This is a genomic window from Cryobacterium shii (assembly GCF_004402595.1).
Lineage (GTDB): Bacteria > Actinomycetota > Actinomycetes > Actinomycetales > Microbacteriaceae > Cryobacterium > Cryobacterium shii.
Window position 1 is genome coordinate 1 of record NZ_SOFY01000082.1, and the last position, 22,270, is coordinate 22,270.

Sequence of the window (22,270 nt, forward strand, 5' to 3'; positions counted from 1 at the left end):
CGCCACCCTCGACGACTTCGACCTCGCCGCCGCCTCCGGCATCGACCGCAACCTGCTCGCCGAGCTCGGCACCTGCCGCTACCTCGAGACCGCGACCAATGTGCTGCTGATCGGACCGCCCGGAGTCGGGAAGACCCACATCGCCACGGGCCTCGGCCATGCCGCAGTGCAGGCCGGCTACCGCACCTATTTCACCTCCGCGGCCGATCTCGCCGCCCGCTGCCACCGCGCCGCGATCGAGGGCAAGTGGGGCACGATGATGCGATTCTTCGCCGGCCCGACGCTGCTCGTAATCGACGAGCTCGGCTACCTGCCGCTGCCCGCCGAGGCCGCATCAGCACTGTTCCAGGTCATCAACCAGCGCTACCTGAAAACGTCGATCGTGATCACCACGAACCGGCCCGTCGGCGCCTGGGGCGAGATCCTCGGCGACACCACCGTCGCCGCCGCGATGCTCGACAGGCTCCTGCACCGATCCGTCGTCGTCACCCTCGACGGCGGCTCCTACCGGCTCCGCAACCACGCCGCCCAATCCAACGAGCTCCGCCGCNTGATGGGTGAGAGTTTCGCGAAGGTGCTCGACGGCGTTTGACGCGGGCAGCGCGTCGAAGGCCTCGTGGCTGATGGCCAGTTCCCTGGTGCCCAGTCGGGTGAGAAGCGCACTGGCGCTGATGCCGCGTTTTCAGGCATAGATGCTCTCGGGGCGCTCGGCGTCGGCGAAGACAGCGACCAGGCGTTTGAGCCGGAGGTCCGGGGGAGTGTTCGGTTGGAGGGTTGCGGTGAGGTCGGCGCGGAGGACGCAGCGAATGCAGTTGCCGTTGCGAAATCGTTCGGCTTCATCTCCGCAGTTGTCGCAGTGCAGGAGTGTGGTGATGCCCGCTCAGTCACGGCAGGTATTGGCGCTGTCCGCGTCTTTGCCAGGCAGTAGGCGTGTGTCGCCGCAGGTGGCGCAAGGGCCGCGGGTGTGTGTCGCTGTGGTGAAACAGATCCCGCAAATGGCGCCGTCTGGCCAATGCACTCGAATCTTTGGCACCTGGCGGCCGCAGCGGTCGCAGAGCAGGGTGCCTGGGGTTCGGGGTCGTCCGCGGGGCCGGTGCTCAGTCCTCATCGTCGAGGATTCGGGCGCGGACGGGTTTGTATGCGTCGGCGAAGTTGACGATATTCTCACCGGAGGCGATCGCTCGTTCTTGACGTTGGCTCTTGGCGTTCGCTGCGGTGAAGGTGACGAGCTCGTTCGCTTCAACGTTGAAGATGTCGCAGAGAGCGGTCAGGACTTTGAAGGAGATCCGTTCGGGATCCTGGGCGACGAGTCGATAGATCTGCGACTCCGAGAGCGTGATGCCGCGTTCTCGGAGCGGGGCAACGAGTTCTCGGTGTTCTTCATGCCGTGGCGCGCCATGAGCTCGCGGGCGCGCCAGCGGTACTCGATTTCTCGTTTCATGGTTTTTCCTCCCACGGGGTGCTGCTGGTGGTCGCGTTGATCGTGCGCTCGAGGACGCGGTTCAACGCCCGGGTTTGGTAGTCGCTGGAGACTGCCGTGTAGATGGATGTGGTCGACGCATGGAGGTGGCCAACTTGTTGTTGGACGAACGTGTGCTCGAAGCCGTGGAACTCGAACAGGTGGGTGACGTAGGACCGGCGAAGGGAATGCATGTCCAGGCCAGCCGGGAAGCCCAGCTCGTTGACGTAGGCGCGGAAGCGTCGACGCAGATTCGACTTCGGCACGATAAGGCTCTGGCTGGTGGGGAACAGGTCGGTCGGTTGAGCGGCAAGGTGAGGCAGTCCAGTGCGGATCCACCGGTGAACGGCCTCAGGCGACCACTCGAACACGGTCAGAACGGAGCGGCGCTTGGGCGCAGACCCCTTCTGGGCCTTCCCGTAACGGACGTGGAGGACACCGAAGTCGCCGAACTGGGGCGAGTGCGGGTTGCGGGAGAAATCGACCAGCTGCAGGTGGGTCACCTCATTGGCGCGAAGTCCCCAGGCGTAGGCGGTCTTGAACGCGATGGCATCGCGGTAGGCGGCGATGGCGCCCTTGCGACCCGAATTGATGACACGCTCGACCTCGACGTCGGCCAGATCGAAGAAGTCCTGCAGCTCACGACGCGAGAACGGTCGTTTCGTCGCCTGCTGTTCATTCTGTTGAGTGTCGGTGGCGCGGTTGAACTCAGTGATGATCTGAGTGACCGGCCGGCCAAACGAACGCCCGCAGACCTCGCTCCAGTCGTAGGCCGGATCGGTCAGGAAGTCGCAAAACAGTTTGAGGTTTGTTTGATACGCCCGGACGGTGGCCTGGGACAGATTTGATACCGAGCGGGTGTACGCGAAGTAGTCCTCGACATCCGCGAACGTCCATTCCCACGGGAAGTGCCCGGTGAAGTCCGCGAACTGACGGATCGTCCGTTCACGTCCAGAAATGGTCTCGTGCCGGAAATTGCGGGAGAGCTATTGGCGGCGCCAGCTGTCGACCATGTCGGTGCAAACGGCATCCGGGCTGCTCGCCTCCGGGCGCAGAGGCAGATGGGTAACTCGGCCCGATGCAACGCTCATAAGTACCCTCAACCTTTCTGCGAATTATGCTCTTCAAATGCAAAACATGCAAAACACGCCAGGTCAAACCGCGGAAATACGGGGATCCCGAGAGGATATGCGCCTCAAAATTCCCCACGTTGACTCAGAGCGCTCAGACCTTGCCCAGTGCAGATATAGCGCCCCGCATCCCAGAGAAACAGCGGAAGTTCCTGACGACGCCGGCACTCCGCCGGACAAATACCAGGGGAGTCCTATTCTGCAAATCCTGCAATAGATGCAATAGATGCAATACAACTTGACATAATGTGCATTATCGGTCATATTCCGCGAGGGTTCCGAGGGTCTGGACGCCGTGCATCGGCGCGACTAATCTGTGCTGCACAGGCGCCGTGCTGCACCGGCTTTGTGCTGCATCGTTTCGCCCGTGGTGACGCCCGGACCGGGTGCCACAGCCTCACAAGATTCGAGGGGTGAGTGACATGTCCAACACCACAACAAACACCAGAACGGTTTTTGATCTGTCGATGGATGCGAGGACTCTGAGCAAACCCGAGACCACGGGTGTCCGGGTCGCGCTCGGCGTGAGCGGCCTGATCGCCCTGGCGCTCGGCGTTATTGTCCTCGTCTGGCCCGACGCGACGGTGGCCATCCTCGGCGTTCTCTTCGGACTCTATTTCCTCATCAGCGGGATCGTCCATATCGCCAGGGGGCTCTTCACCAAGGGCGCCTCCGGCGGGAGCCGGGTACTGAACATTCTGCTCGGTGTCCTGCTCGGAGTCGGAGGAATCGTCGCCATCAAGAATCCGCTGAATTCCCTGGTCATCCTGGGCATGCTCATCGGCATCTCCTGGATCGTGGAGGGCGTCGCGGGCCTGGTCGAGACGGCGCCCGACTCCAGCCGTTGGATCGGCACGATCTTCGGTGCCATCGCCATCATCGCCGGAACGGTCGTGTTGTTCGCGCCCGTCGAGTCGATCAGTTTCCTGGTCATCGTCGGCGGAATATTCCTGGTTCTATCAGGTTTTTTTCAGATTGTTCAGTCGTTCATGTTCGGCCGGGGCAGTGGCCGAAGGGCGACGTCAGATACCGTCTGACCCGATGACGGCCTGGGCGGCGACTTCCCCGACGTAGTCGGCGATGTCCCCGACGTAACGGGTGTTGTTCTCCGGGACCGGCTCGACGGCGGCGAGGGCCACCTCGGCCGCGAATTCGTTGACGTTGTACAACCGGCCGGCGGCGTCCTTGCGGGCGTCCATCGTGCCCGGGCTGGCGCGCTCGAGCAGCACGGCAGTCACAGTGCCCTCGATGATGTCACCGGAGACGACGACGAAACCGATTCCGGCCTCGGCCAGTTCCGGGATCTGGGCGCGAAGGGCGTCCTCGCCGGCGCGCTTGCTGCGGGCCACCGGCTCGTACTCCGGCATCGTTTCCGCCGTCGCGACGAAGTGCGCCTGGTGGCTCGTGACGAAGACGACTCGAGCGCCCGGAGCCAGCAGCGGACGGGCCGTCGCCAGGAGGTTCGCCTGGGCGTCCCGGTTCAACTTCATGGCGTAATCGGCTTCCATGCCGCTCTCCATACCGCCGGAAGCATTCATCACCAGGATGTCCAGTCCCCCGAACTCCGTCTTGATGGCCTCGAACATGGCCGAGACCGAATCGGCATCCGTCAGATCGGCGCCGACCGTGATCGCCGTGCCGCCCGCCGCGCGGATCGCGTCGGCCACCTTGATGGCGCGCGCCTCCTTGTTGCGGAAATTGATCACGACGCCGGCTCCCGCGTCGGCGAAGTACCCGACTGTCGCCGCACCCACGCCGCGAGAGGACCCGGTGACGAGAACGCGCTTGCCGTTGAGCGAACCTGCTGCAAGTGGATTGGTCACGAGAACTCCTAAGAATAACGAACTGGGCCTAGCAGAAGACCTTACCAAGAAGCCTCCCTCCCCCGGTTCAGCCACCTGCTAGTTTCGAAGTGGAGAACAACCTGGAGGGGACGCCATGGACGCCTTTGCGTCGGAGTTCGCGTGGATCGTGTGGCTGGTACTCATCCTGCTGTTCGTGACGATGGAAATGGTCACCCTCGACCTGACGTTCCTGATGATCGCCGCCGGCAGCGTCGGCGGCCTCGCCTCCGCCCTGATCTGGGCCCCGTGGTGGCTGCAGCTGATCATCGCCGCCGTGGTGTCCATGGCACTCCTGTTCGGCATCAGACCGCCGTTGTTGCGCGTGCTCAGGCGTGGCGGAGACCCGGCCCGAACCAACGTCGACGCCTTACTGGGCATGGACGGGCGCGTCGTCAGCACCGTGGGGACGTCCGGCGGCCAGGTGCGACTCGCCAACGGCGAGACGTGGACGTCGCGGCTCTCCCCCGGTCTCGACCGACAGGTCGTCGAACCGGGCGAACGAGTTCTCGTCACTGCAATCGACGGGGCGACCGCAGTGGTCATCCCCGCGGAAAGGAAGCCGTCATGAGCGGTCTGGTCCCCCTCATTGTGCAGGTCGTGATCGGCATCGCCATCGCGGTGCTGGTCATCTTCGTCATCGTCACGCTGATCAAATCCATCCGGATCATCCCGCAGGCCAGCGCCGGCGTCGTGGAACGGCTCGGGCGGTACCACAAGACGCTGATGCCGGGACTGAACATCCTGATCCCGTTCGTCGACCGCCTCCGGCCCCTGATCGACATGCGCGAGCAGGTCGTGTCGTTCCCGCCCCAGCCGGTGATCACCGAGGACAATCTGGTGGTCTCCATTGACACGGTCGTCTATTTCCAGGTGACGGATGCCCGGGCGGCGACCTATGAGATCGCCAACTACCTCGGCGCGGTCGAGCAGCTCACCACGACGACGCTGCGCAACGTGGTCGGCGGGCTCAACCTCGAAGAGGCTCTGACCAGCCGGGACAACATCAACGGGCAGCTGCGCATCGTGCTCGATGAGGCGACCGGCAAATGGGGCATCCGGGTCGGACGGGTGGAACTGAAAGCCATCGACCCGCCCCTGTCCATCCAGGATTCGATGGAGAAGCAGATGCGGGCCGAGCGCGACCGCCGTGCGGTCATCCTCACCGCGGAGGGAACCAAGCAGTCCGCGATCCTGACCGCGGAGGGCGCCCGTCAGGCCGCCATCCTCTCGGCCGAAGGTGACGCGAAGGCCGCGGTCCTGCGCGCGCAGGGCGAGGCCGAGGCCATCACCACGGTCTTTAAGGCGATCCACGACGGTGACCCCGATCCGAAGCTCCTGGCCTACCAGTACCTGCTGACCCTTCCCAAGCTGGCCGAAGGCAGCGCGAACAAGCTCTGGATCGTTCCCAGCGAGCTCACGGAAGCCATGAAGGGCATCGGCCGTGCCTTCGGACAGAACCCGGCCCCCGGCTCCCCCGCCGGCCCGGCGGGTGCCGCTTCCGCCCCCAGCGCCCCCGAAGTGTAGGCAACCGGCATGACCCCTGGCGCCACGTCGCGTTTCCTGGACGGCGCCTCCCCCCGCGTGTTCGCCCACCGCGGCCTGGCTCTCGATGCGCCCGAGAACACGCTGCTGGCCTTCGCTCATGCGCTGGCGGCCGGCGCTACCCACATCGAGACGGATGTTCGCGCCACCGACGACGGCATCGCCGTGATCAGCCACGACGCCGACTTCGTGATCCCGGGCACGAGAATCCGGGTCGACAGCCTCACCATGGCCGAGCTCCACCGGATCAACCGGGGGCACGGCCAGTCGTTCTCCTCCCTGGGTGAGGGGCTGGACGCCTTCCCGGACGCCCGGTTCAACATCGACGTGAAATCGGAGGCCGCGATCGAGGCGACCGCTTTCGCGGTGCGGGACGCGAACGCGACGGGCCGGGTGCTGATCACGTCCTTCTCCGAGGACCGGCGGCGCCGCACGGCGGCGCTCCTCCCCGGGGTCGCGACCTCGCCGTCGGCATCCATCGTCGCGAGTGCGTTCGCGGCGGCCGAACTCGGACTCGGTGCGTCGCTGCGGCGTTCCCTGCACGGGTTCACCGCCGTGCAGGTCCCGGAAACGGTGCGCTTCCTGCGGATTCTGACCCCCCGCTTCATCCGCGCCGTGCACGCCGCCGGCGTGGAGGTGCACGTGTGGACCGTCAACGACCCCGCCGACATGAGCCGGCTGCTGGACCTGGGAATCGAAGGCCTCGTCACCGACCGGTGCGACCTCGCCGCAGCCGTGATCGCGGACCGAACCTGAGAGTTGTCACCGAGAAATTCCGTAACGGAAAGATAACGTCCAGCTTCATGGTTTAGAACTAGTAGTTGCATCGCGAGAGGAGACCACACGATGGCGGACCGCAGTTTGCGTGGCATGAGGTTAGGCGCACAAAGCCTTCAGAGCGAAGAGGGTGTCACCTTTTCACCACGAGTTAGTCACACGTATCTGTGTGCGACATGCGCACGGGAGACAGTCATGATCTTCTCGGCAGAGGCGGAAGCCCCCGACGAGTGGGAATGCCGCTTCTGTTCACAGACCGCTACCAGGCTGGTTGATTCCAAGCCGGTGATCGTCGACCACTCCGACGAGAAGGTCCCCCGCACGCACTGGGACATGCTCCTGGAGCGCCGCACCCGGGCCGAACTCGAGGAACTGCTCGAAGAGCGCCTGACGTTCCTGCGGCAACGCCGCGGCCAGCAGAAAATCGGTGCCTGACCGCATCCCTCTTCTTCTCATCTCACCTGCTACGCACCCGATTCCGTCGGGTGCGTAGTGCGTTAACCGGCGGCCGGACGCCACGTCGGGCGTTCACGGGATGCGCGTGCAGAATACACAGGGCCAATCCGGCCAGGCCGAGTCCGGCGACGAGCCACTCGACGCCCCGTCCCGCGGCCATGGCCGGGGTCACCACGGTGCTGAGCGGGACTTCCTGCACCATCGCGCCCGGGGTCCAGGTCGGCAGCCTGTCGATCGTGCGTCCGTCGGGGCCGATGATCGCGCTGGTGCCGACGGTCGAGATGTTGACGACGGTGCGGCCGGCCTCGATGGCGCGGAGACGGGCGATGGCCAGCTGCTGGACGCTCTCGTCGGTGTGTCCGAAATCGGCATTGTTGGTCTGCGCCAGGATGATCTGGGCTTTGTCGTCGATCATCTCGTGCACGAGCTGATCGTCGGCGATATCGAAGCAGATTGCGATGCCGGCGATGATCCCATTGATGTCGAAGACGTTGTCCCGGGTGCCGATGGCGTAGTCGCGGGAGATCAGGTCGATCAGCTCCGGGGCGAACGGTCGCCAGAATGCCCGGTCGGGCATGTACTCGGCGAACGGAACGGGGTGCACCTTGTCGTAGATGTCCACGGCACCCTCACCGTTTTTCCAGAGCAGCGAGCTGTTGTAGAACCGGTCCCCTCGAGCGGTGATGGTGCCGGTGATGATCGGCACCCCCATTTCCCGGCTGAGATAGTCCAGGACACGCGCCGCAACCGGCGATCGGAGCGGATCGATGTCGCTGCCGTTCTCTGGCCAGACCACGAAGTCGACCTTCTGGCCGATCAGCGGCAGGGTCGCCGAGGTGTGATCGGCCAGGATCTGGCCCGGGGAGTACTGCGCGAAGAGCCCGGCGTCGGAGGCGCCCTGCACCGCAGCGAGACGGGTGGTACCGGATTGGATGACGGGAAACGCCGGGATCACCAGGAGCACGGCGATGGCGCCGACCGCGATGCCCGCACGCACAGGGGCATCGACGTCGACCTCCCGCAGGAGCTGGACCACCAGGGCGCTGAGCCAGACCAGGAGGAAGCTCAGACCTGACATGCCCACCCAGGCGACGAGCCCATTGAAGGGGCTCTCTGACTGGGACAGGGCCACCCGTCCCCACGCGAACCCGCCATACGGCCAGACCGCCGAGATCGCCTCCCGCGCCGTCCACAGGCCGGCCACGACCACGGGAACGACGAAGAGGCGGCCGGCGACCCCGGGCCAGACCCGCGGGCCGACCCGGAGGACGATGCCGATCATCGCCAGGCTGAGCCCGAAGAAGATCGATTCGAGACCGGCCAGGGCCAGCCACGGCACCGGTCCGAGGTAGAGCGTGAGCCAGCTGATGTGGATCATCCAGAACGACGATCCCGCGACCATGCCGACCAGGAGCCCGGCCCAGGGACCCCGGCCGAGCAGGGCCACGAACATGAGGGTCACCCCGACGGGCGCCAGAATCCACCACGACCGGTCCGGGAAGCCCGCGTCGAGAATCGCGCCGGCGGTGGCAGCGAGCGGAATGGATGCCTGCAGCGGCAGGGCCAGCCGCCGTTCGGTCCCCTGGATCACCTGACCAGCCTAAACGACGGAGGAATAGGCGACGATGCCGCGCCGGATCGCGTCCATGGCCTGCCGGGCGGTGCGGCCGACCGGGTCGTCGGCGACGACGGAGAGCTGGTCTAGTAGATCGATCGTCTGCTTCGTCCACCGCACGAAATCCCCGGCGGCCATTTCCGCCTCGTCGAGCACGTCGACGAGGGAGCCTCCCCGCGCCCACTTCCAGATGGCGAGACTCAGTCCCACTGCCAGTGGGTTGCTCCCGGGGAGCTTGTTCTCACGTTCGAGGTCGTCGAGCCGGCTCCAGAGGTCCTGCGTATCGTGGAGGGCCTCCCGGAAGGGCCCCTTCGGCAGGTACCGTTCGTCGATCAGGCCTTCGTCGCGGCGGGGCTCGAAGACGAGCGCGCACGCCATCGCGGCCAGACCGGCCGGGTCCAGGCCGGACCAGAGTCCACGGCGCAGCGATTCGGCGACCAGCAGGTCCCGGTCCGCGTAGATGCGCCGCAGGATGAGCCCGCTCGGGCTGAGGCCGACCCCGGTGGGGACTTCTACGAGGTAACCGTACCCGAGGAGCACATCGGTCACCCGGTCGAAGATGCGGGCGACGGCGCCGGTGCGGGTCGTGATCTGATGGGTGAGCGCATCCGTGTCGCGTCTGAGCTTCCACCACCGCTGGGCCCACCGCGCGTGCTGCTCGCGCTCCGGGCAATTGTGGCACGGGTGGGCGCGCATCCGCTTGCGCAGGCCGGCCAGCTCGTGCTGGCGACGTTCCCGCGCGGCCCGGGCACCGGTCTCCCCGGCCGCGGTTTCCCGCTCCACCTTGGTCAGCCGGCGCCGGATGGCCGAGTAGGCGGTGAAGTCACCCAGATGGCACTCCATGGCCGTCGCGAACCCGGCCAGGGACTGCTCCTGTTGGCGCACCTTGCGGGCCAGGTCGACGACGGCGCGGTCGGCCTGGAACTGGGCGAACGAGGATTCGAGCACGTCGCGGGTGTGTTCCCGGCCGAACTGCTCGATCAGGTTGACCGCCATGTTGTAGGTGGGCTTGAAACTGGAGTTGAGCGGGTAGGTGCGCCGAGACGCGAGGGATGCCACGGTCTGCGGGTCGAGGCCCTGCGCCCACTGAATCACCGAGTGTCCTTCGACGTCGATGCCGCGGCGGCCCGCCCGCCCGGTGAGTTGCGTGTACTCCCCCGGCGTGATCGGGACCCTGGCTTCGCCGTTGAACTTCTCCAGCTTGTCGAGCACGACCGTGCGTGCGGGCATGTTGATGCCCAGGGCGAGCGTCTCCGTTGCGAAGACCGCCTTCACCAGCTTCTTCTGGAAGAGCTCCTCGACCACCTCCTTGAACGCCGGCAGCAGCCCGGCGTGGTGCGCGGCGACGCCGCGCTCCAGGCCGTCGAGCCATTCGAAGTAGCCCAGGACGCCCAGGTCCTCGTCGAGCAAGGTGCGGCAGCGTTCATCGACGATCTGGCGGATCTCCTCACGCTCCTGCGCGTCGGTGAGCCGGACCCCGGCGCGCAGAACCTGGCGCACGGCCTGGTCGCAGCCGACCCGGCTGAAAATAAAGAAGATCGCCGGAAGCAGGTGCTTGCCCTCGAGCAGGCGCACGATCTCGGAGCGATCCATCCGGCCGGCCTCGAATCCGCCCCGCTGATGCTGGGGCCCCCTTCCCCGGTCGCCGGCCCGGTCACCACCCCGGCGGCCGTTCGGGGACCGGAGCGCGGCGCCGCGCCCGCCGGACTGGGACAGGCGGACCAGCTCCGGGTTCACCCGGTGGGTGCCGGCCAGCCCGGCGGCGTCGAACAGGTCGAGCATCTTGCTCTTGACCAGCACGTGCTGCTCGAGCGGGACCGGCCGCTCCTCGGACACGATCACATCCGTCTCGCCCCGCACCGCCTGCAGCCAGTCACCGAACTCCTCGGCGTTGGAGACCGTGGCGCTCAAGGACACCATCCGCACCTGCTGCGGCAGGTGGATGATGACTTCCTCCCACACTGCTCCGCGGAAACGATCCGCCAGGAAGTGAACCTCGTCCAGGACGACGAAGGCCAGGTTGGTGAGCAGGTCGGAATCCGCGTAGAGCATGTTGCGCAGCACTTCGGTGGTCATGACGACGATGCGGGCCTGCGGGTTGACGTTCGTGTCGCCCGTGAGAAGGCCCACCTCATCCGCCCCGTACTCCGCGACGAGTTCCTGGAATTTCTGGTTGCTCAGCGCCTTCATCGGCGCCGTGTAGAAGACCTTTTTCGCCGGGCTCTGCATCGCCAGGTAGATCGCGAACTCCGCGATCAGGGTCTTTCCCGCACCGGTGGGCGCGGCGACCAGCACGCTGTTCCCGTCTTCGAGGGACGCGCAGGCCGCCAGCTGGAAGGGATCCAGCTCGAACCGGAGGCCGGACCGGAACAGCTCCAATTGCGGACGGCCAGCGCGGGCCCGGGCGGAGGCGTAGCGCTCGGCCGGTGACTGCAGGGAGGTCATCGGATGCACGGAATTGTCATAGTGGGGCGCCCTAGAGCGCCAGCTCCTGATCGAGGGCACGGGCGCGCCTAGCGGCGCGGCGGTCGTGAAGGAAAGCGATGCCGTAAGCGGCGAAGTAGAGAACGACCATCGGGATGGCCAGCAGGAACATGGAGACCACGTCCGCGGCGGGAGTGGCGATGGCCGTGAACAGGACGATCACGAGGATGGCCACGCGCCAGGACTTGATGATCGACGCGGCGCTGATCACGCCGGCCAGGTTGAGCAGCACGATGAAAACGGGCAGGACGAAGGCGACGCCGATGGCGATCATGAGCTTGAGAACGAAGTCCAAATAGTTCTGCGCCACGATCAGCGCGGCGTCTTCCTTCGGCGCGAAACTGGTCATCAGCCCGACGACGTTCGGCAGCACGTACCAGCCGGCCGCGCATCCGGCCAGGAACAGCGGAATAGCGGTGAACAGGAAGCCGAAGGTGTACTGCTTCTCCTTGCGGGTCAGCCCTGGCGTGAGGAAAGCGAAGATCTGGTAGAGCCAGACCGGGCTGGACACGATCAGGCCGACATAGAAGGAGATCTTCAGCTTGAGATCGAAAGCCGAGGTGATGTCCGGGTAGTTGAGCTGGGCGTTGCGGTTTTGCGCCTCAACGATCGCGTAGATCGGTTCGCGCAGCGAGTCCCACACGAAATCGGACAGGAACCAGCCGATGACCGCCCCGACCGCGATACCGGCCGCAGCCCAGAACAGACGCTTGCGCAACTCGAGCAGATGCTGCCCGAGCGACATCTTGCCGTCGTTGGTCTCACGCCGAGGAGTACGCCCCGCCACGGACTACGACTTCGTCGTGGGGTCCGACGGCCCCGCGGCCTTCGTGGAACCGTCAGCGTGGGGCGCCAGGTCGGTTTCGTCCTTGTCGCTCTTGATCTCGTTCTTGAAGATCTTCATCGACTGACCGAGGCTGCGGGCGAGGCCGGGAAGCTTGGGGGCGCCGAACAGAAGCAGAACGATGACGAGGATGATCAGGAAGTGCCATCCGGTCAGGTTGTTAAGCATCAGGGTCTGTCCTTCGGTTCAAGGGAACATGTTGCAACAGTTTACCTCTGGCGATCAAGGAGTCCCGACGCGCCTGTCGGCGGTGCTGCCGCTCATCGCGGAGGAGCTCGACGGCGAGCTGGAGGTCCTCACGGTTCTGGAAGATTCCCGGCCGGAATTGAGCCTGCTCCGGCGGGGCCTGGTCCCGGCCCAACGCGGCCACCTGGTCGCCCAGGTCCCTGAGCGCGTCCACCGTGGCCATCAGCTTCTTGAACAGGCTGAAGCCGAACCAGGCCAGTGTGCCGAGGAGGCCGAGAATCAGCCCGCTCCAGATCAGGGCCCATGACCACCAAGGCATCAGCGGATCCCCCCGACTGGCGGGGCATTGTCGTCGCCAGTGGCCCAGTCAGGCGCCTCGTCGTAGGCCTGTACGCCCGCACCGGCCCAGTCCCGCACCGCTTTCCGCGCCTCGGCCGGGCCGACGACGGTCACGACTCCGGCAAGCCCGGAGACGAGCCGCTTCAGCCCGTGATAGTGCGCCACCCTGACGGTCAGGCGCACCTGCTCGGCGGGGAGGCCGCTATCCGTTTCAGCCCTCTGCGGGGAGAAGTCGGCCAGCAGGGGCACGGCCGATATCGGCAGTTCGACCACGACGTCGAGGTCGGAGGCAGACCCCTCGAACAGGTTCTCCGGAAGGACGACATCATCGGGGCGCGGGGTGGTCGGCAGCGTAGTGGTCTGCAGGTCGCTCATCCGGTCAAGCCGGAAGGTGCGGATGGCGCCGCGCAGGTGGCACCAGCCGCGCAGGTACCAGTCACGGTCAACGGATTCGACGCGCCACGGATCGACCCGCCGCTTCTCCTGCGTGCCCCGGGCGTTGAGGTAATCGAATTCGACTTGCACCCCGTCGCGGACCGCGGACTGGATGATCGTGATCGCGGTGCCCGAATCGGTGCGGGCTACGGCGACCTGGGTGGGAGCGGCGGAAGCGCTGCGGGTGAGCTTCGCCATCAGTGAGGCGATCGCCTCGCTGTCGGCGTTCTCCGGCAGCGAGGACAGATATTGGAGTCCTGCGATCAAAGCGGCGGCCTCGCGGGCCGAGAATCGCGGGGAGTCGTCGATGGCCACGAGGTGGGTGAGGGCGATGGTGTCGTTGGTCTCGAACTCCTCCCAGTGGATGTCGAAGAGGTCGCCGTGCTGGTACTGCCGGCTCTCTCCGGGGACGCCCGACACCGCAATCAGACTCACCGCGTCGCGGACGAGTTGCGGCGCCACACCGAAGTGATCGGCGACATCCGTGACACTGATGCTGTCTCGGTCCATCAGGTAGGGAACCAGCGACAGGAGGAAAGTCAGCTTGTCGGATGCTCCGGGCATGACGAGGGCGCTCATCTCGGTTCTCCCTCGCTGGACGGGTCGGTGCCGGCGGGGTCGGTGCCGGCGGGGTCGGTGCTGGACGGGTCGGTGCTGGACGGGTCGGTGTGGGCGTCCCTCACACCGATGAGGCGAGTCAGGACCGCGTCCCGGAGCGACGCCGGAGAACGCACGAGCACCTCGGGTCCGTAACCGGCCAATTCGTCCGCGAGCACATTGAGATCCGTATAGTGCAGCGCGATGGCCGACACGGCGGCGGGATCGGTGTTCCCGGAGCTTCGTTTGGAGAGCCGGACCGCGGCATCGCTGCCGGGACGCACCGTGACCTCGGCGACCTGCGCGTGCCACAGCGCGTCGAGTTCCCGCAGGGCTTCCTGCCCTTTGCCGTCGCCGTCCGGCACGAAGGATTCACCGGGCACGGTGACCACCGGACCGACGATGCGCGACAGCAGGAACGTGCGGGTCGCGTCGGCCTCCGTGTCCCGGCCGAAGAGATGCCAGCGACCGTCGTGCAGCACGACGGCCTGCGGGGCGACCCGGCGTCGGCGCGGCGATTCCTCGCCCGGTTTGAGGTAGAGGAAGGAGACCACGTGGCCGCGGTCCATGGCTTTGCTGAGCGGTTCGAACGAGGCCTCCCTCACGCGAAGGGAGGGGGAATAGCCGAGCACGGGATCGCTCGCGTCAACGCCCAGCGAGTGGAGCTTGGTCAGGGCTCGCCTCGATTCCGCGGACAGCGACCCTTCCCGCCACACGGTCGACGCGAGCTTGAGCAGGGTCAGCTCTTCGGCGCTGAAGGACACGTCCGCCGGGAGGTCGTAGAGGCCTTTGGGGATCCGGTAGCGCAGATGGTGGTTGCTGCCGGGGTCGTCAGGCGGCTCCACGGTCTCGAGCGGGATGCCCAGTTCGCGGATGTCGTCCTTGTCCCGCTCGAACTGGCGCTCGAGGCTGGCGTTGTCCCCGCCCGGGGCATACCGCTGGCGGTAGCCCTGGACATTGGACAGGATGTCGGCCTTCGTCAGCCCGATCTCGGTCGCGATCAGCGCGAGTACGAGGCTGAACAGGCGTTCTTCGACCGAAACACGGCTGGGTTGATCGGGAATGGGCGGCACGCTGCGAGTCTATCGGCCCGTCCCCGTCGCGGGGTTTAGCCGATGCCGAGGATGTCGACGACGAAGACCAGCGTCGATCCGGCCGGGATCGAGCCCTGTGCCGAGTCGCCGTACCCCTCGTCCGGAGGGATGACCGCGACGATCTGGGAGCCGACCGTCTGCCCGATGAGAGCCTTCGCGAACCCGGGGATGACCCCGGCCTGCGTCGCTGATCCGACCGCCGCCACGAGAGTGGCCGGTGCGCCGTTGGCCCAGCTCGAGTCGAAGACGGTCTTCTGGTCCCAGACGACTCCGGTGTAGTGCACGGTGACGTTGTCACCCTCGGCCGCCTCCGCGCCGTTCCCCTTCTTGAGGACACCGATCTGCAGTTTCGCCGGCGGAGCACCGGACGGGATGGTGATGCCGGGCGTGCCGTCCTCGGCCAGCACGACGGCCGGGAGACCGTTCGCCACGGGCTGGCTGGCGCCGTCGGCGCGCGGCAGGTAGGCCTTGACGACATCGGCGACGAAGATCAAGGAATCGTCCTTGCCCACACCGAACTGTTCGCTGCCGCCCTGCGGCCCGAAAGCGTCTTCCGGAGCGACGACGACGACCATTCTCGATCCCACCTGGGCGCAGAGGAGGCCGTCCGTCAGGCCCTTGAGCGGGGCATCGGCCAGAACATAGTTCGTCTGCGAGGTGCCGTCATACGCGCTCTTTTCGATCACGGCGCCCGTGGTTCCGTTGTAGATGCTGAGTTCGAGCGTGACCTGCTGGCCGTGAACGAGGCCCGCCCCGCTGCCGTCGATGACCTCGCTGGCCTGGGTGGTCGTGGTCTTCACCGGCGTGGGGAAGTCGACCGTGGGGGCCTTGCCGAAGTCGCCGTCTACCGTGACGAGCTTCGTTGCGGCACCCGCCGAAACGGGAGCGTCGCAGTCCGCGGCCGAACCGGTGGTGCTGCAGCCGGTGAGGGCCGCGACCAGCAGTCCTGCCGAGGCGATGAGGGCAGAAGCTCTACGCACGAGTTCTCATTTCAGTCTGGGGCGCAATAAGTGCTGGATGGTGCGGGAAAGTGCCGGGGCCCGATGGCAGGCCGATATAATCCTATCCGGCGTCGGGGGTGGCCTCGTCGGCGTCCGAGGCCACGCCAGAGGGCACGGTCGCGGGCTCGCCCGGGTTGAGGTCCCTGGCCTTGGAGATGGCCGCGCCCGACTCCGCGATCCGCACGCGTTTGCGCATGACCTTCGAGCTCACGCTGCGTTCGCCGAGGGCGCCCGGAGTCCAGGCCTCCACGTCCGCGTCGGAGAAGTCGGTCTTGGACGGCCGGCGTTTGAGTTCGGGCAGAATCGTGTCCGGCGCGAGGCGTCGGGCGGTGATCAGAAAACCGGTGTGGCCGATCATGCGGTGATCCGGGCGTACGGCGAGACCCTCGACGTGCCAGCCCCGCACCATCGTCTCGTTGGAGTCCGGGTTGGTGTAGAGCCCGGTGCCGCGGATGGCCTCGGCCACCCGGGAGAGCTGGGTCACGGTGGCCACGTAGCAGAGCAGCACTCCCCCGGGCTTGAGGGCCTCGGAGACCGCCTCGAGGCACTCCCATGGGGCGAGCATGTCGAGCACGACCCGGTCCACACTCTGAGAGGGCATGGTGCCCGGCAGGGTGTCCGCGAGGTCACCGAGGGTGATCGACCAGTTCAACGGGTCGTGCCCGAGGAAGGTGGCGATGTTATCGCGCGCGACATCCGCGAACTCGCCGCGTCTTTCAAACGACGCCAGCCGGCCCGCCGGGCCGATGGCGCGCAGCAGCCACAGCGACAGCGCCCCGGAACCGACGCCGGCTTCGACCACCGTCGCGCCGGGGAAGATGTCCGCCTGGGCGATGATCTGGGCGGCGTCCTTGGGGTAGATGATCGCCGCGCCGCGCGGCATCGACATCACGAAGTCGTTCAGCAGCGGGCGCAGGGCCAGGTGCTCCACCCCGACGTTGTTCGTGACGACCGACCCGTCTGGGAGGCCGATGATGTCGTCGTGGGCCAGGATGCCGCGGTGAGTGTGGAACACCTTCCCCGGTTCCAGGGTGATCGTGTTCAGTTTGTTCTTGGGGCCGGTCAGCTGCACCCGGTCACCGATCCGAAAGGGTCCGCTGTTCTGGATGACCTGGTTGTCGCTCATGCGTGGATTACGTCCTTGTTCTTGGCTCATTCAGAATCGGTCACAGTCAGTGGCAGTGCGGCGGAGCCGCGGCGGGCGCCGAACAGGTCGGTGAACCCGTCGAGGGAACGGCCGGACAGGGTCGACCAGAGGTCGTAGTGCGCGCTTTCCGGCAGGGTGACCATGTGCGGTACCCCGAGGACGACCGCCCCGGAGGCCACCGCCGCGGCGATGCCCGGCACGGAGTCTTCCACGGCCATGCACCGGCCCGCGTCGACGCGCAGCCGCCCGGCAGCGGACAGATAGGCCTCGGGGTGCGGCTTGCTGTTGGCAACCATGTCCCCGGCGACGATGGCATCGAAGGCGGGGAAGCCGACGAAGTCGGCGACCTGGCGCGCCATCCGTTCCACCGACGAGGTCACGAGGGCCATCGGTATCCCCGCACCCTTGAGCGCGGTCAGCATCTCCAGCGCGCCGGGGCGCCAGGGGGCGCCGAGCTCCTGGAGGAGTTCCTGAACCCGGTCGGTCAGCGTCTGCACGATCACCTCGGCGTCGAGTTCGACGCCGCGTCCCTGCAGGATGGATGCCGAACCCCAGAGCCCGGCCCCGACCAGCAGCATCCCGTCGTCGTGGGTCCAGACTCCCCCGAAGGACTCCACCAGCTCCGTCTCGGCGCGCATCCAGTATGGCTCGGAGTCGACGATGGTCCCGTCCATATCCCAGAGCACGGCCGCGGGCAGGACGGAATTCGTTCGGATCAGGTTCACGGGGTTCAAGTGTAAGGGGCACGGCCTATCCTTGACTGATGGTGCGCCGCGCGGGGCACCACCAGTCGAACGGGGTTTCAGACAGTGACAGAGGCTAATGGGTTCCTCAACGGGCGACTCCTGGTGGTGGCGTTCGAAGGCTGGAATGACGCCGGTGAGGCGGCGACCGGCGCTGTGGACACCCTGAAAGACCTGCTCGATGTCGCTCCGCTGATGGAGATCGACCCGGAAACCTATTTCGACTACCAGTTCAACCGGCCCACGATTTCCGCAGGTGGAGAAGACGGCCGCCGCAAGCTCGAGTGGCCGGGCGCCGTGCTCTACGGGCCGACCACCCCCGCCGAGGCCGGGGCACCCCTGGCCGCCGACGCCGAACTGCGGGTGAGCGGCACGAACGCGGGCAACATTTACCTGCTCCTCGGTACGGAGCCGTCCCGCAGTTGGAAGAGCTTCGCCGCGGAGATCCTGGATGCGGCCCTCGCGGCCGACGTCGGAGGCATCGTCTTCCTCGGCGCGATGCTGGCGGATGTGCCCCACACCCGGCCGATCTCCATCTTCGTCTCCAGCGACAACCCGCAGGTGCGGATGGAACTGCAGATCGAACGCAGCACCTACGAGGGCCCCGTCGGCATCCTGAGCGTGCTTGCGATCGCTGCGGAGGAGGTCGGGATTCCGACTCTCTCGATTTGGGCATCCGTTCCCCACTACGTGCACAACGCGCCCTCCCCCAAGGCGATGCTCGCCCTGATCGACAAACTGGAGGAGATCATCGACGTCGTGATCCCCCGTGGTGACCTCGTCACCGAGGCCGAGGAGTGGCAGAGCGGCATCGACACCCTCGCCGCGGAAGACGACGAGATGGCCGCGTACATCGCGCAGCTCGAACAGGCCCGAGACACGGTCGACTCCCCCGAGGCCAGCGGTGAGGCGATCGCGCAGGAATTCGAGAAGTACCTTCGTAAGCGCGGCGACGGGCGCGACGGCCGCCCGGATGGCCGTGAGGGTCGTTCCGGCCCCGACGGGCCGCGCCAGCAGTAGACGCAGGCAGAAGGTCGCCGGGCCTTCAGTGCGGGTCGCGGGCCTTCAATGCGGTCAGAGCGCCACGCCGAGCAGGGCGTCGATGGCCACGGCCAGCAGCGCCGGTTCGGTGACCGGGCTGAGAACGGCGTCGTCCAGGATGCTCAGCGCGCCGGGGGTGTCCAGATCGGCACCCAGGGTCAGCCTGAGCTGGGCGATGACCGTTTGCGTGTCCACGACGCCGACCACGTGACCGGGGCCGAAGGCGACGCTCCAGGCTGCGAGACGCGACTCTGCCCGCAGCAGGTGCTGGTCGGTCCATTCCCAGTCGGTGCGGTAGTGCTCTGCCAGCAGGGCCAGGCGGATGGCTCGGGGGTCGGTGCCGGCCGCGCGCAGCGCCGACACGAGCACCAGGTTGCCCAGTGACTTGCTCATTTTCTCGCCCTGGTAGGCGACCATCCCGGTGTGGCTGTAGACGCCAGCGAGGGGATGACCCGACAGGGCTGCCGCGTGCCCGGCACTCATGTCGTGGTGGGGGAAGATCAGGTCGCTCCCCCCGCCCTGCACGGTGAAGTCCGTGCCGAGTTCCTTGAGGGCGATCACCGAGCATTCGATGTGCCAGCCGGGCCGGCCGGCCCCGACCCGGGACGGCCAGGACGGCTCGTCCGGCCGCGCTGAGCGCCAGAGCAGCGGGTCGAGCGCATCCCGCTTGCCCGGGCGGTCGGGGTCTCCGCCGCGCTCCGCGAACAGGGCGAGCATATCGCCACGAGCGAGGTTGCTCTCGTCGCCGAGTTTCCACGGCGCCTTGCCCTCGGCCGCGGAAATGTCGAAGTAGATGTCTGAGCCAGCCGCGCCGGAAGTCGGAACGGCGTAGGCGACGCCGGAATCCCAGAGCTGGGAGACCGCATCGGCGATCTCGTCGATGACCTCGGTCACGGCGACGTAGTCGTTCGGGGGCAGTATCCCCAGCGCCTCCATATCGGTGCGGAACAGGTCCACCTGGGATTCCGCGAGCTCTTGCCAGTCGACTCCGGTTGCGGCGGCCCGCTCGAGCAGCGGGTCGTCGACGTCGGTGACGTTCTGGGCGTAGTGCACCCGGTAGCCGCCGTCCAGCCAGATCCGCTGCAGGGTGTCGAAGGCCAGGTAGGTGGCGGCATGCCCGAGGTGGGTGGCGTCGTAGGGGGTGATTCCGCACACGTAGAGGCGCGCGACATCCGTGGGGCGTGCCTCGACCAGCACGTCGGCGGCGGTGTCGTGCAGCCAGGGTGCGCCGGACTGACCGGGGAGTGGGGGGATTTCGGGTCGTTGCCAGGCGCGCATCCCCCCAGCCTAACTACGCCGCGATGGTGTTCGTCGCCAACAGGCCCATCAGCAGGAACCCCAGGGCGATGCGGTAGATCACGAACGGAAGGAAGCTGCGTCGGGAGATGTAGTTCATGAAGAACCGGATCACGAACAGGGCTACGACGAACGCGATCAGCGTGGCCACCAAAGTCTCCCACGGCCCGAATATCTCCGGGGTGCAGTTGGTCGCGCCCTTTAGGCACGGCTTGGCGATGGACTTGTACATCTGGTAGAAGCCGCTGCCGAGGACCGCGGGAATCGCCAGCAGGAAGGCGTAGCGGGCCGCAGCGCGACGCTCGTAGCCCATGAACAGGCCCGCGGTGATGGTGCCGCCGGAACGGGAGACCCCGGGGATCAGCGCGAGTGCCTGGGCGAACCCGTAGATGACGCCGTGCGGCACCGTGAGGTCTTTCAGGCGGCGACGCTTCGCCCCGACGAAGTCGGCGATACCCAGCAGGACGCCGAAGACGATCAACACCGTGGCGGTGATCCAGAGGTTGCGCAGAGATGATTCGATCTGGTCCTGGAACAGCAGCCCGAGAACGATGATCGGCAGGGAGCCGAAGATGATCAGCCAGCCCATCCGGGCATCGGGATCCATGCGCGGCACCTTGCCGACGAGGGACTTCGCCCACTGCCCGATGATGCGCACGATGTCGCGCCAGAAGAAGATCACCACGGCGGCCTCGGTGCCGATCTGGATGATCGCCGTGAACCGTGACCCCGGGTCGGCCCCGGTGCCCAGGAACTCCCCGACGATACGGATGTGCGCACTCGACGAGACCGGGAGAAACTCGGTCAGTCCCTGCACGAGTCCAAGGATCATTGCGTTGATGAAATTCACAAGCCGCCCGCTTTGCTGGTCAGTAGTTCGAAAGCAGATCGGTCAGAACCCGCCTGCCAAACACTAACGCGTCGAGCGGCACGCGCTCATCGACGCCGTGGAACATCGCCGGAAAATCGAGATCCGCGGGCAGTTTCAGGGGTGCGAATCCGTAGCCCTTGATTCCCAGCGTGCTGAGGGCCTTGTTGTCGGTGCCGGCCGAGAGCAGGTAGGGCAGCACGGGGGCTCCCGGGTCGTGCCGTCCCAGGGTCTCCACGACCGCGTCGACGAGCGGCCCGCCGAACTCGGTCTCCAGGCCGATGTCGCGGTGCATGATCACGATTTCGATCTCCGGGCCGACCAGCGCGGCGACTTCGGCCAGCACGGCGTCTTCGTCGCCCGGCAGGGTGCGGATGTCGATCAGCGCCTCGGCCCGGTCAGGGATCACGTTGTGCTTGTAGCCGGCCTGCAGCACGGTCGGATTGGTGGTCGTGCGCAGGCTCGCCTGGATGAAGCCGGACGCGGTCCCGGTGGCCAGGGCCAGTTCGTCGGGGCCGACGCGCTGAGGGTCGACCCCCAGAACCCGGGCCAGCTCGGCCAGCAGCTGGCTGGTGGTGTCGGTCAGGCGGATGGGCCAGTTGCGACGGCCCACCTTGGCAACGGCCTCGGCAAGCCTGGTCACGGCGTTGTTGTGGATCAGCCGGGATCCGTGTGCGGCGTCACCCCGGGCGACCAGCTTGATCCAGATCAGGGCCTTCTCCCCCGTCTGCAGCAGGTAGGCGCGCCGTCCGCCGAGCGTGATCGAGTAGCCGCCCACTTCGCTGATGGCCTCGGTGGCGCCGGCGAAGAGCTCGGGGCGGGTGTCGACGAGGTGGTGTGAGCCCAGCACTCCCCCGGCTTCCTCGTCGGCGAAGAACGCGACGACCAGGTCCCGGGCCGGCTCGCTGCCTGCCCCGAGGATGTCCTGCAGGGACGCGAGGATCATGGCGTCCATGTTCTTCATGTCCACGGCCCCGCGGCCCCACAGCAGCCCGTCCTTGATCACACCCGCGAACGGGTCCACCGACCAGTTGTCCGGGTCGGCGGGGACGACGTCCAGGTGGCCGTGGACAACGAGCGCGCCGCGGCTTCGGTCGCGGCCGGGGACCCGCACGACGACGCTCGTGCGGCCGGGTTCCGGGTCGAAAAGCTCGGGGCTGAGACCGAGGCCGCGGAGGTTGGCGGCGACGTACTCGGCGGCATCCGTCTCGCCGTTGGAACGGCCTTCACCGTAGTTGGTCGTGTCGAAGCGGATCAGGTCGCGAGCGATCTCGGCAGTCAGGTCCAGTCGGTCTGCGGCGGGGGCATCTTCAGCGGAGGAAAGCATGGGTTTCACGCTACCGGGCCGCACTATCGGCTGGCGACGGTGCCG

General features: G+C 66.7%; 23 protein-coding genes. 7 read left to right on the top strand and 16 right to left on the bottom strand.

What is annotated here, in order from left to right; translation table 11 throughout:
• On the top strand, positions 1-592 hold a 592-nt coding region (gene istB, locus E3O49_RS14865), incomplete at its 5' end, for an IS21-like element helper ATPase IstB (RefSeq protein WP_134451840.1).
• A 505-nt stretch (positions 593-1,097) separates the two neighbouring features.
• On the opposite strand, the gene E3O49_RS17235 is transcribed toward istB, so the two are convergent.
• Positions 1,098-1,418 carry a helix-turn-helix domain-containing protein gene (locus tag E3O49_RS17235; RefSeq protein WP_338145005.1) on the bottom strand — a complete coding sequence of 107 codons (321 nt, stop codon included), beginning with the start codon at positions 1,416-1,418 and terminating at the stop codon, positions 1,098-1,100.
• A gap of 19 nt (positions 1,419-1,437) precedes the next feature.
• Entirely contained in the window at positions 1,438-2,418 is a 981-nt protein-coding gene (locus tag E3O49_RS19085) for a tyrosine-type recombinase/integrase (protein ID WP_420898208.1), read from the bottom strand.
• 638 nt (positions 2,419-3,056) lie between these two features.
• Here E3O49_RS19085 and E3O49_RS14880 point away from each other — a divergent pair.
• On the top strand, positions 3,057-3,626 hold the full coding sequence (locus tag E3O49_RS14880; protein WP_160141124.1) for an HdeD family acid-resistance protein: 570 nt from the start codon (positions 3,057-3,059) through the stop codon (positions 3,624-3,626).
• Here the strand turns inward: E3O49_RS14880 and E3O49_RS14885 are convergent.
• Complete coding sequence (locus E3O49_RS14885) at positions 3,612-4,412, bottom strand: SDR family oxidoreductase (protein ID WP_134451844.1); 801 nt, start codon at positions 4,410-4,412, stop codon at positions 3,612-3,614. The two genes, E3O49_RS14880 and E3O49_RS14885, sit on opposite strands and share 15 nt — an antisense overlap.
• 115 nt (positions 4,413-4,527) lie before the next feature.
• Here E3O49_RS14885 and E3O49_RS14890 point away from each other — a divergent pair, with 115 nt between their 5' ends.
• From E3O49_RS14890 to E3O49_RS14905, 4 genes are all read left to right on the top strand, one after another.
• Positions 4,528-5,001, top strand: coding sequence for an NfeD family protein (locus E3O49_RS14890; protein ID WP_134367165.1), 474 nt, complete (start codon positions 4,528-4,530; stop codon positions 4,999-5,001).
• Positions 4,998-5,957, top strand: a complete 960-nt coding sequence (locus tag E3O49_RS14895) for an SPFH domain-containing protein (protein ID WP_134402657.1) — start codon at positions 4,998-5,000, stop codon at positions 5,955-5,957. Before E3O49_RS14890 ends, E3O49_RS14895 begins: the two co-directional genes overlap by 4 nt.
• A gap of 9 nt (positions 5,958-5,966) precedes the next feature.
• Entirely contained in the window at positions 5,967-6,731 is a 765-nt protein-coding gene (locus E3O49_RS14900; RefSeq protein WP_134367169.1) for a glycerophosphodiester phosphodiesterase family protein, read from the top strand.
• Between the two features lie 90 nt (positions 6,732-6,821).
• On the top strand, positions 6,822-7,187 hold the full coding sequence (locus E3O49_RS14905) for an RNA polymerase-binding protein RbpA (RefSeq protein ID WP_134367171.1): 366 nt from the start codon (positions 6,822-6,824) through the stop codon (positions 7,185-7,187).
• Between the two features lie 22 nt (positions 7,188-7,209).
• Here E3O49_RS14905 and lnt read toward each other — a convergent pair whose 3' ends face one another.
• The 10 genes from lnt to E3O49_RS14955 form a co-directional block, all read right to left on the bottom strand.
• On the bottom strand, positions 7,210-8,799 hold the full coding sequence (lnt, locus tag E3O49_RS14910; RefSeq protein ID WP_134451846.1) for an apolipoprotein N-acyltransferase: 1,590 nt from the start codon (positions 8,797-8,799) through the stop codon (positions 7,210-7,212).
• A 9-nt stretch (positions 8,800-8,808) separates the two neighbouring features.
• Entirely contained in the window at positions 8,809-11,268 is a 2,460-nt protein-coding gene (locus E3O49_RS14915) for a DEAD/DEAH box helicase (RefSeq protein ID WP_134367175.1), read from the bottom strand.
• Positions 11,269-11,299: 31 nt separating this feature from the next.
• Positions 11,300-12,052 (bottom strand): twin-arginine translocase subunit TatC, encoded by a 753-nt coding sequence (gene tatC / locus E3O49_RS14920; protein ID WP_134367228.1) that lies wholly within the window; start codon positions 12,050-12,052, stop codon positions 11,300-11,302.
• 45 nt (positions 12,053-12,097) lie between these two features.
• Entirely contained in the window at positions 12,098-12,319 is a 222-nt protein-coding gene (gene tatA, locus E3O49_RS14925; RefSeq protein WP_134367177.1) for a twin-arginine translocase TatA/TatE family subunit, read from the bottom strand.
• The gene (locus E3O49_RS14930; RefSeq protein ID WP_134367179.1) at positions 12,312-12,656 is read right to left on the bottom strand and encodes a hypothetical protein; all 345 of its coding nucleotides are present in this window, start codon (positions 12,654-12,656) and stop codon (positions 12,312-12,314) included. The genes tatA and E3O49_RS14930 overlap by 8 nt, the downstream gene beginning before the upstream one ends.
• Positions 12,656-13,690, bottom strand: coding sequence for a helix-turn-helix transcriptional regulator (locus E3O49_RS14935; RefSeq protein ID WP_134367181.1), 1,035 nt, complete (start codon positions 13,688-13,690; stop codon positions 12,656-12,658). The genes E3O49_RS14930 and E3O49_RS14935 overlap by 1 nt, the downstream gene beginning before the upstream one ends.
• Positions 13,687-14,781 carry a helix-turn-helix transcriptional regulator gene (locus E3O49_RS14940; RefSeq protein WP_134451848.1) on the bottom strand — a complete coding sequence of 365 codons (1,095 nt, stop codon included), beginning with the start codon at positions 14,779-14,781 and terminating at the stop codon, positions 13,687-13,689. The genes E3O49_RS14935 and E3O49_RS14940 overlap by 4 nt, the downstream gene beginning before the upstream one ends.
• 35 nt (positions 14,782-14,816) lie before the next feature.
• The gene (locus tag E3O49_RS14945; protein WP_134367185.1) at positions 14,817-15,782 is read right to left on the bottom strand and encodes an FKBP-type peptidyl-prolyl cis-trans isomerase; all 966 of its coding nucleotides are present in this window, start codon (positions 15,780-15,782) and stop codon (positions 14,817-14,819) included.
• Between the two features lie 82 nt (positions 15,783-15,864).
• Entirely contained in the window at positions 15,865-16,929 is a 1,065-nt protein-coding gene (locus E3O49_RS14950; protein WP_134367186.1) for a tRNA (adenine-N1)-methyltransferase, read from the bottom strand.
• A gap of 26 nt (positions 16,930-16,955) precedes the next feature.
• Complete coding sequence (locus tag E3O49_RS14955) at positions 16,956-17,675, bottom strand: HAD family hydrolase (RefSeq protein ID WP_255572859.1); 720 nt, start codon at positions 17,673-17,675, stop codon at positions 16,956-16,958.
• 84 nt (positions 17,676-17,759) lie between these two features.
• On the opposite strand from E3O49_RS14955, the gene E3O49_RS14960 reads away from it, so the two are divergent.
• On the top strand, positions 17,760-18,713 hold the full coding sequence (locus tag E3O49_RS14960; protein WP_134367188.1) for a proteasome assembly chaperone family protein: 954 nt from the start codon (positions 17,760-17,762) through the stop codon (positions 18,711-18,713).
• Between the two features lie 54 nt (positions 18,714-18,767).
• On the opposite strand, the gene mshC is transcribed toward E3O49_RS14960, so the two are convergent.
• The 3 genes from mshC to E3O49_RS14975 are packed head-to-tail and all read right to left on the bottom strand — an operon-like array spanning position 18,768 to position 22,225.
• Positions 18,768-20,012, bottom strand: coding sequence for a cysteine--1-D-myo-inosityl 2-amino-2-deoxy-alpha-D-glucopyranoside ligase (mshC, locus tag E3O49_RS14965; RefSeq protein WP_134367189.1), 1,245 nt, complete (start codon positions 20,010-20,012; stop codon positions 18,768-18,770).
• A gap of 13 nt (positions 20,013-20,025) precedes the next feature.
• Complete coding sequence (locus tag E3O49_RS14970; protein WP_134367191.1) at positions 20,026-20,880, bottom strand: undecaprenyl-diphosphate phosphatase; 855 nt, start codon at positions 20,878-20,880, stop codon at positions 20,026-20,028.
• Between the two features lie 19 nt (positions 20,881-20,899).
• On the bottom strand, positions 20,900-22,225 hold the full coding sequence (locus E3O49_RS14975) for a M20/M25/M40 family metallo-hydrolase (protein ID WP_134402655.1): 1,326 nt from the start codon (positions 22,223-22,225) through the stop codon (positions 20,900-20,902).
• Between the last annotated feature and the right edge of the window lie 45 nt (positions 22,226-22,270).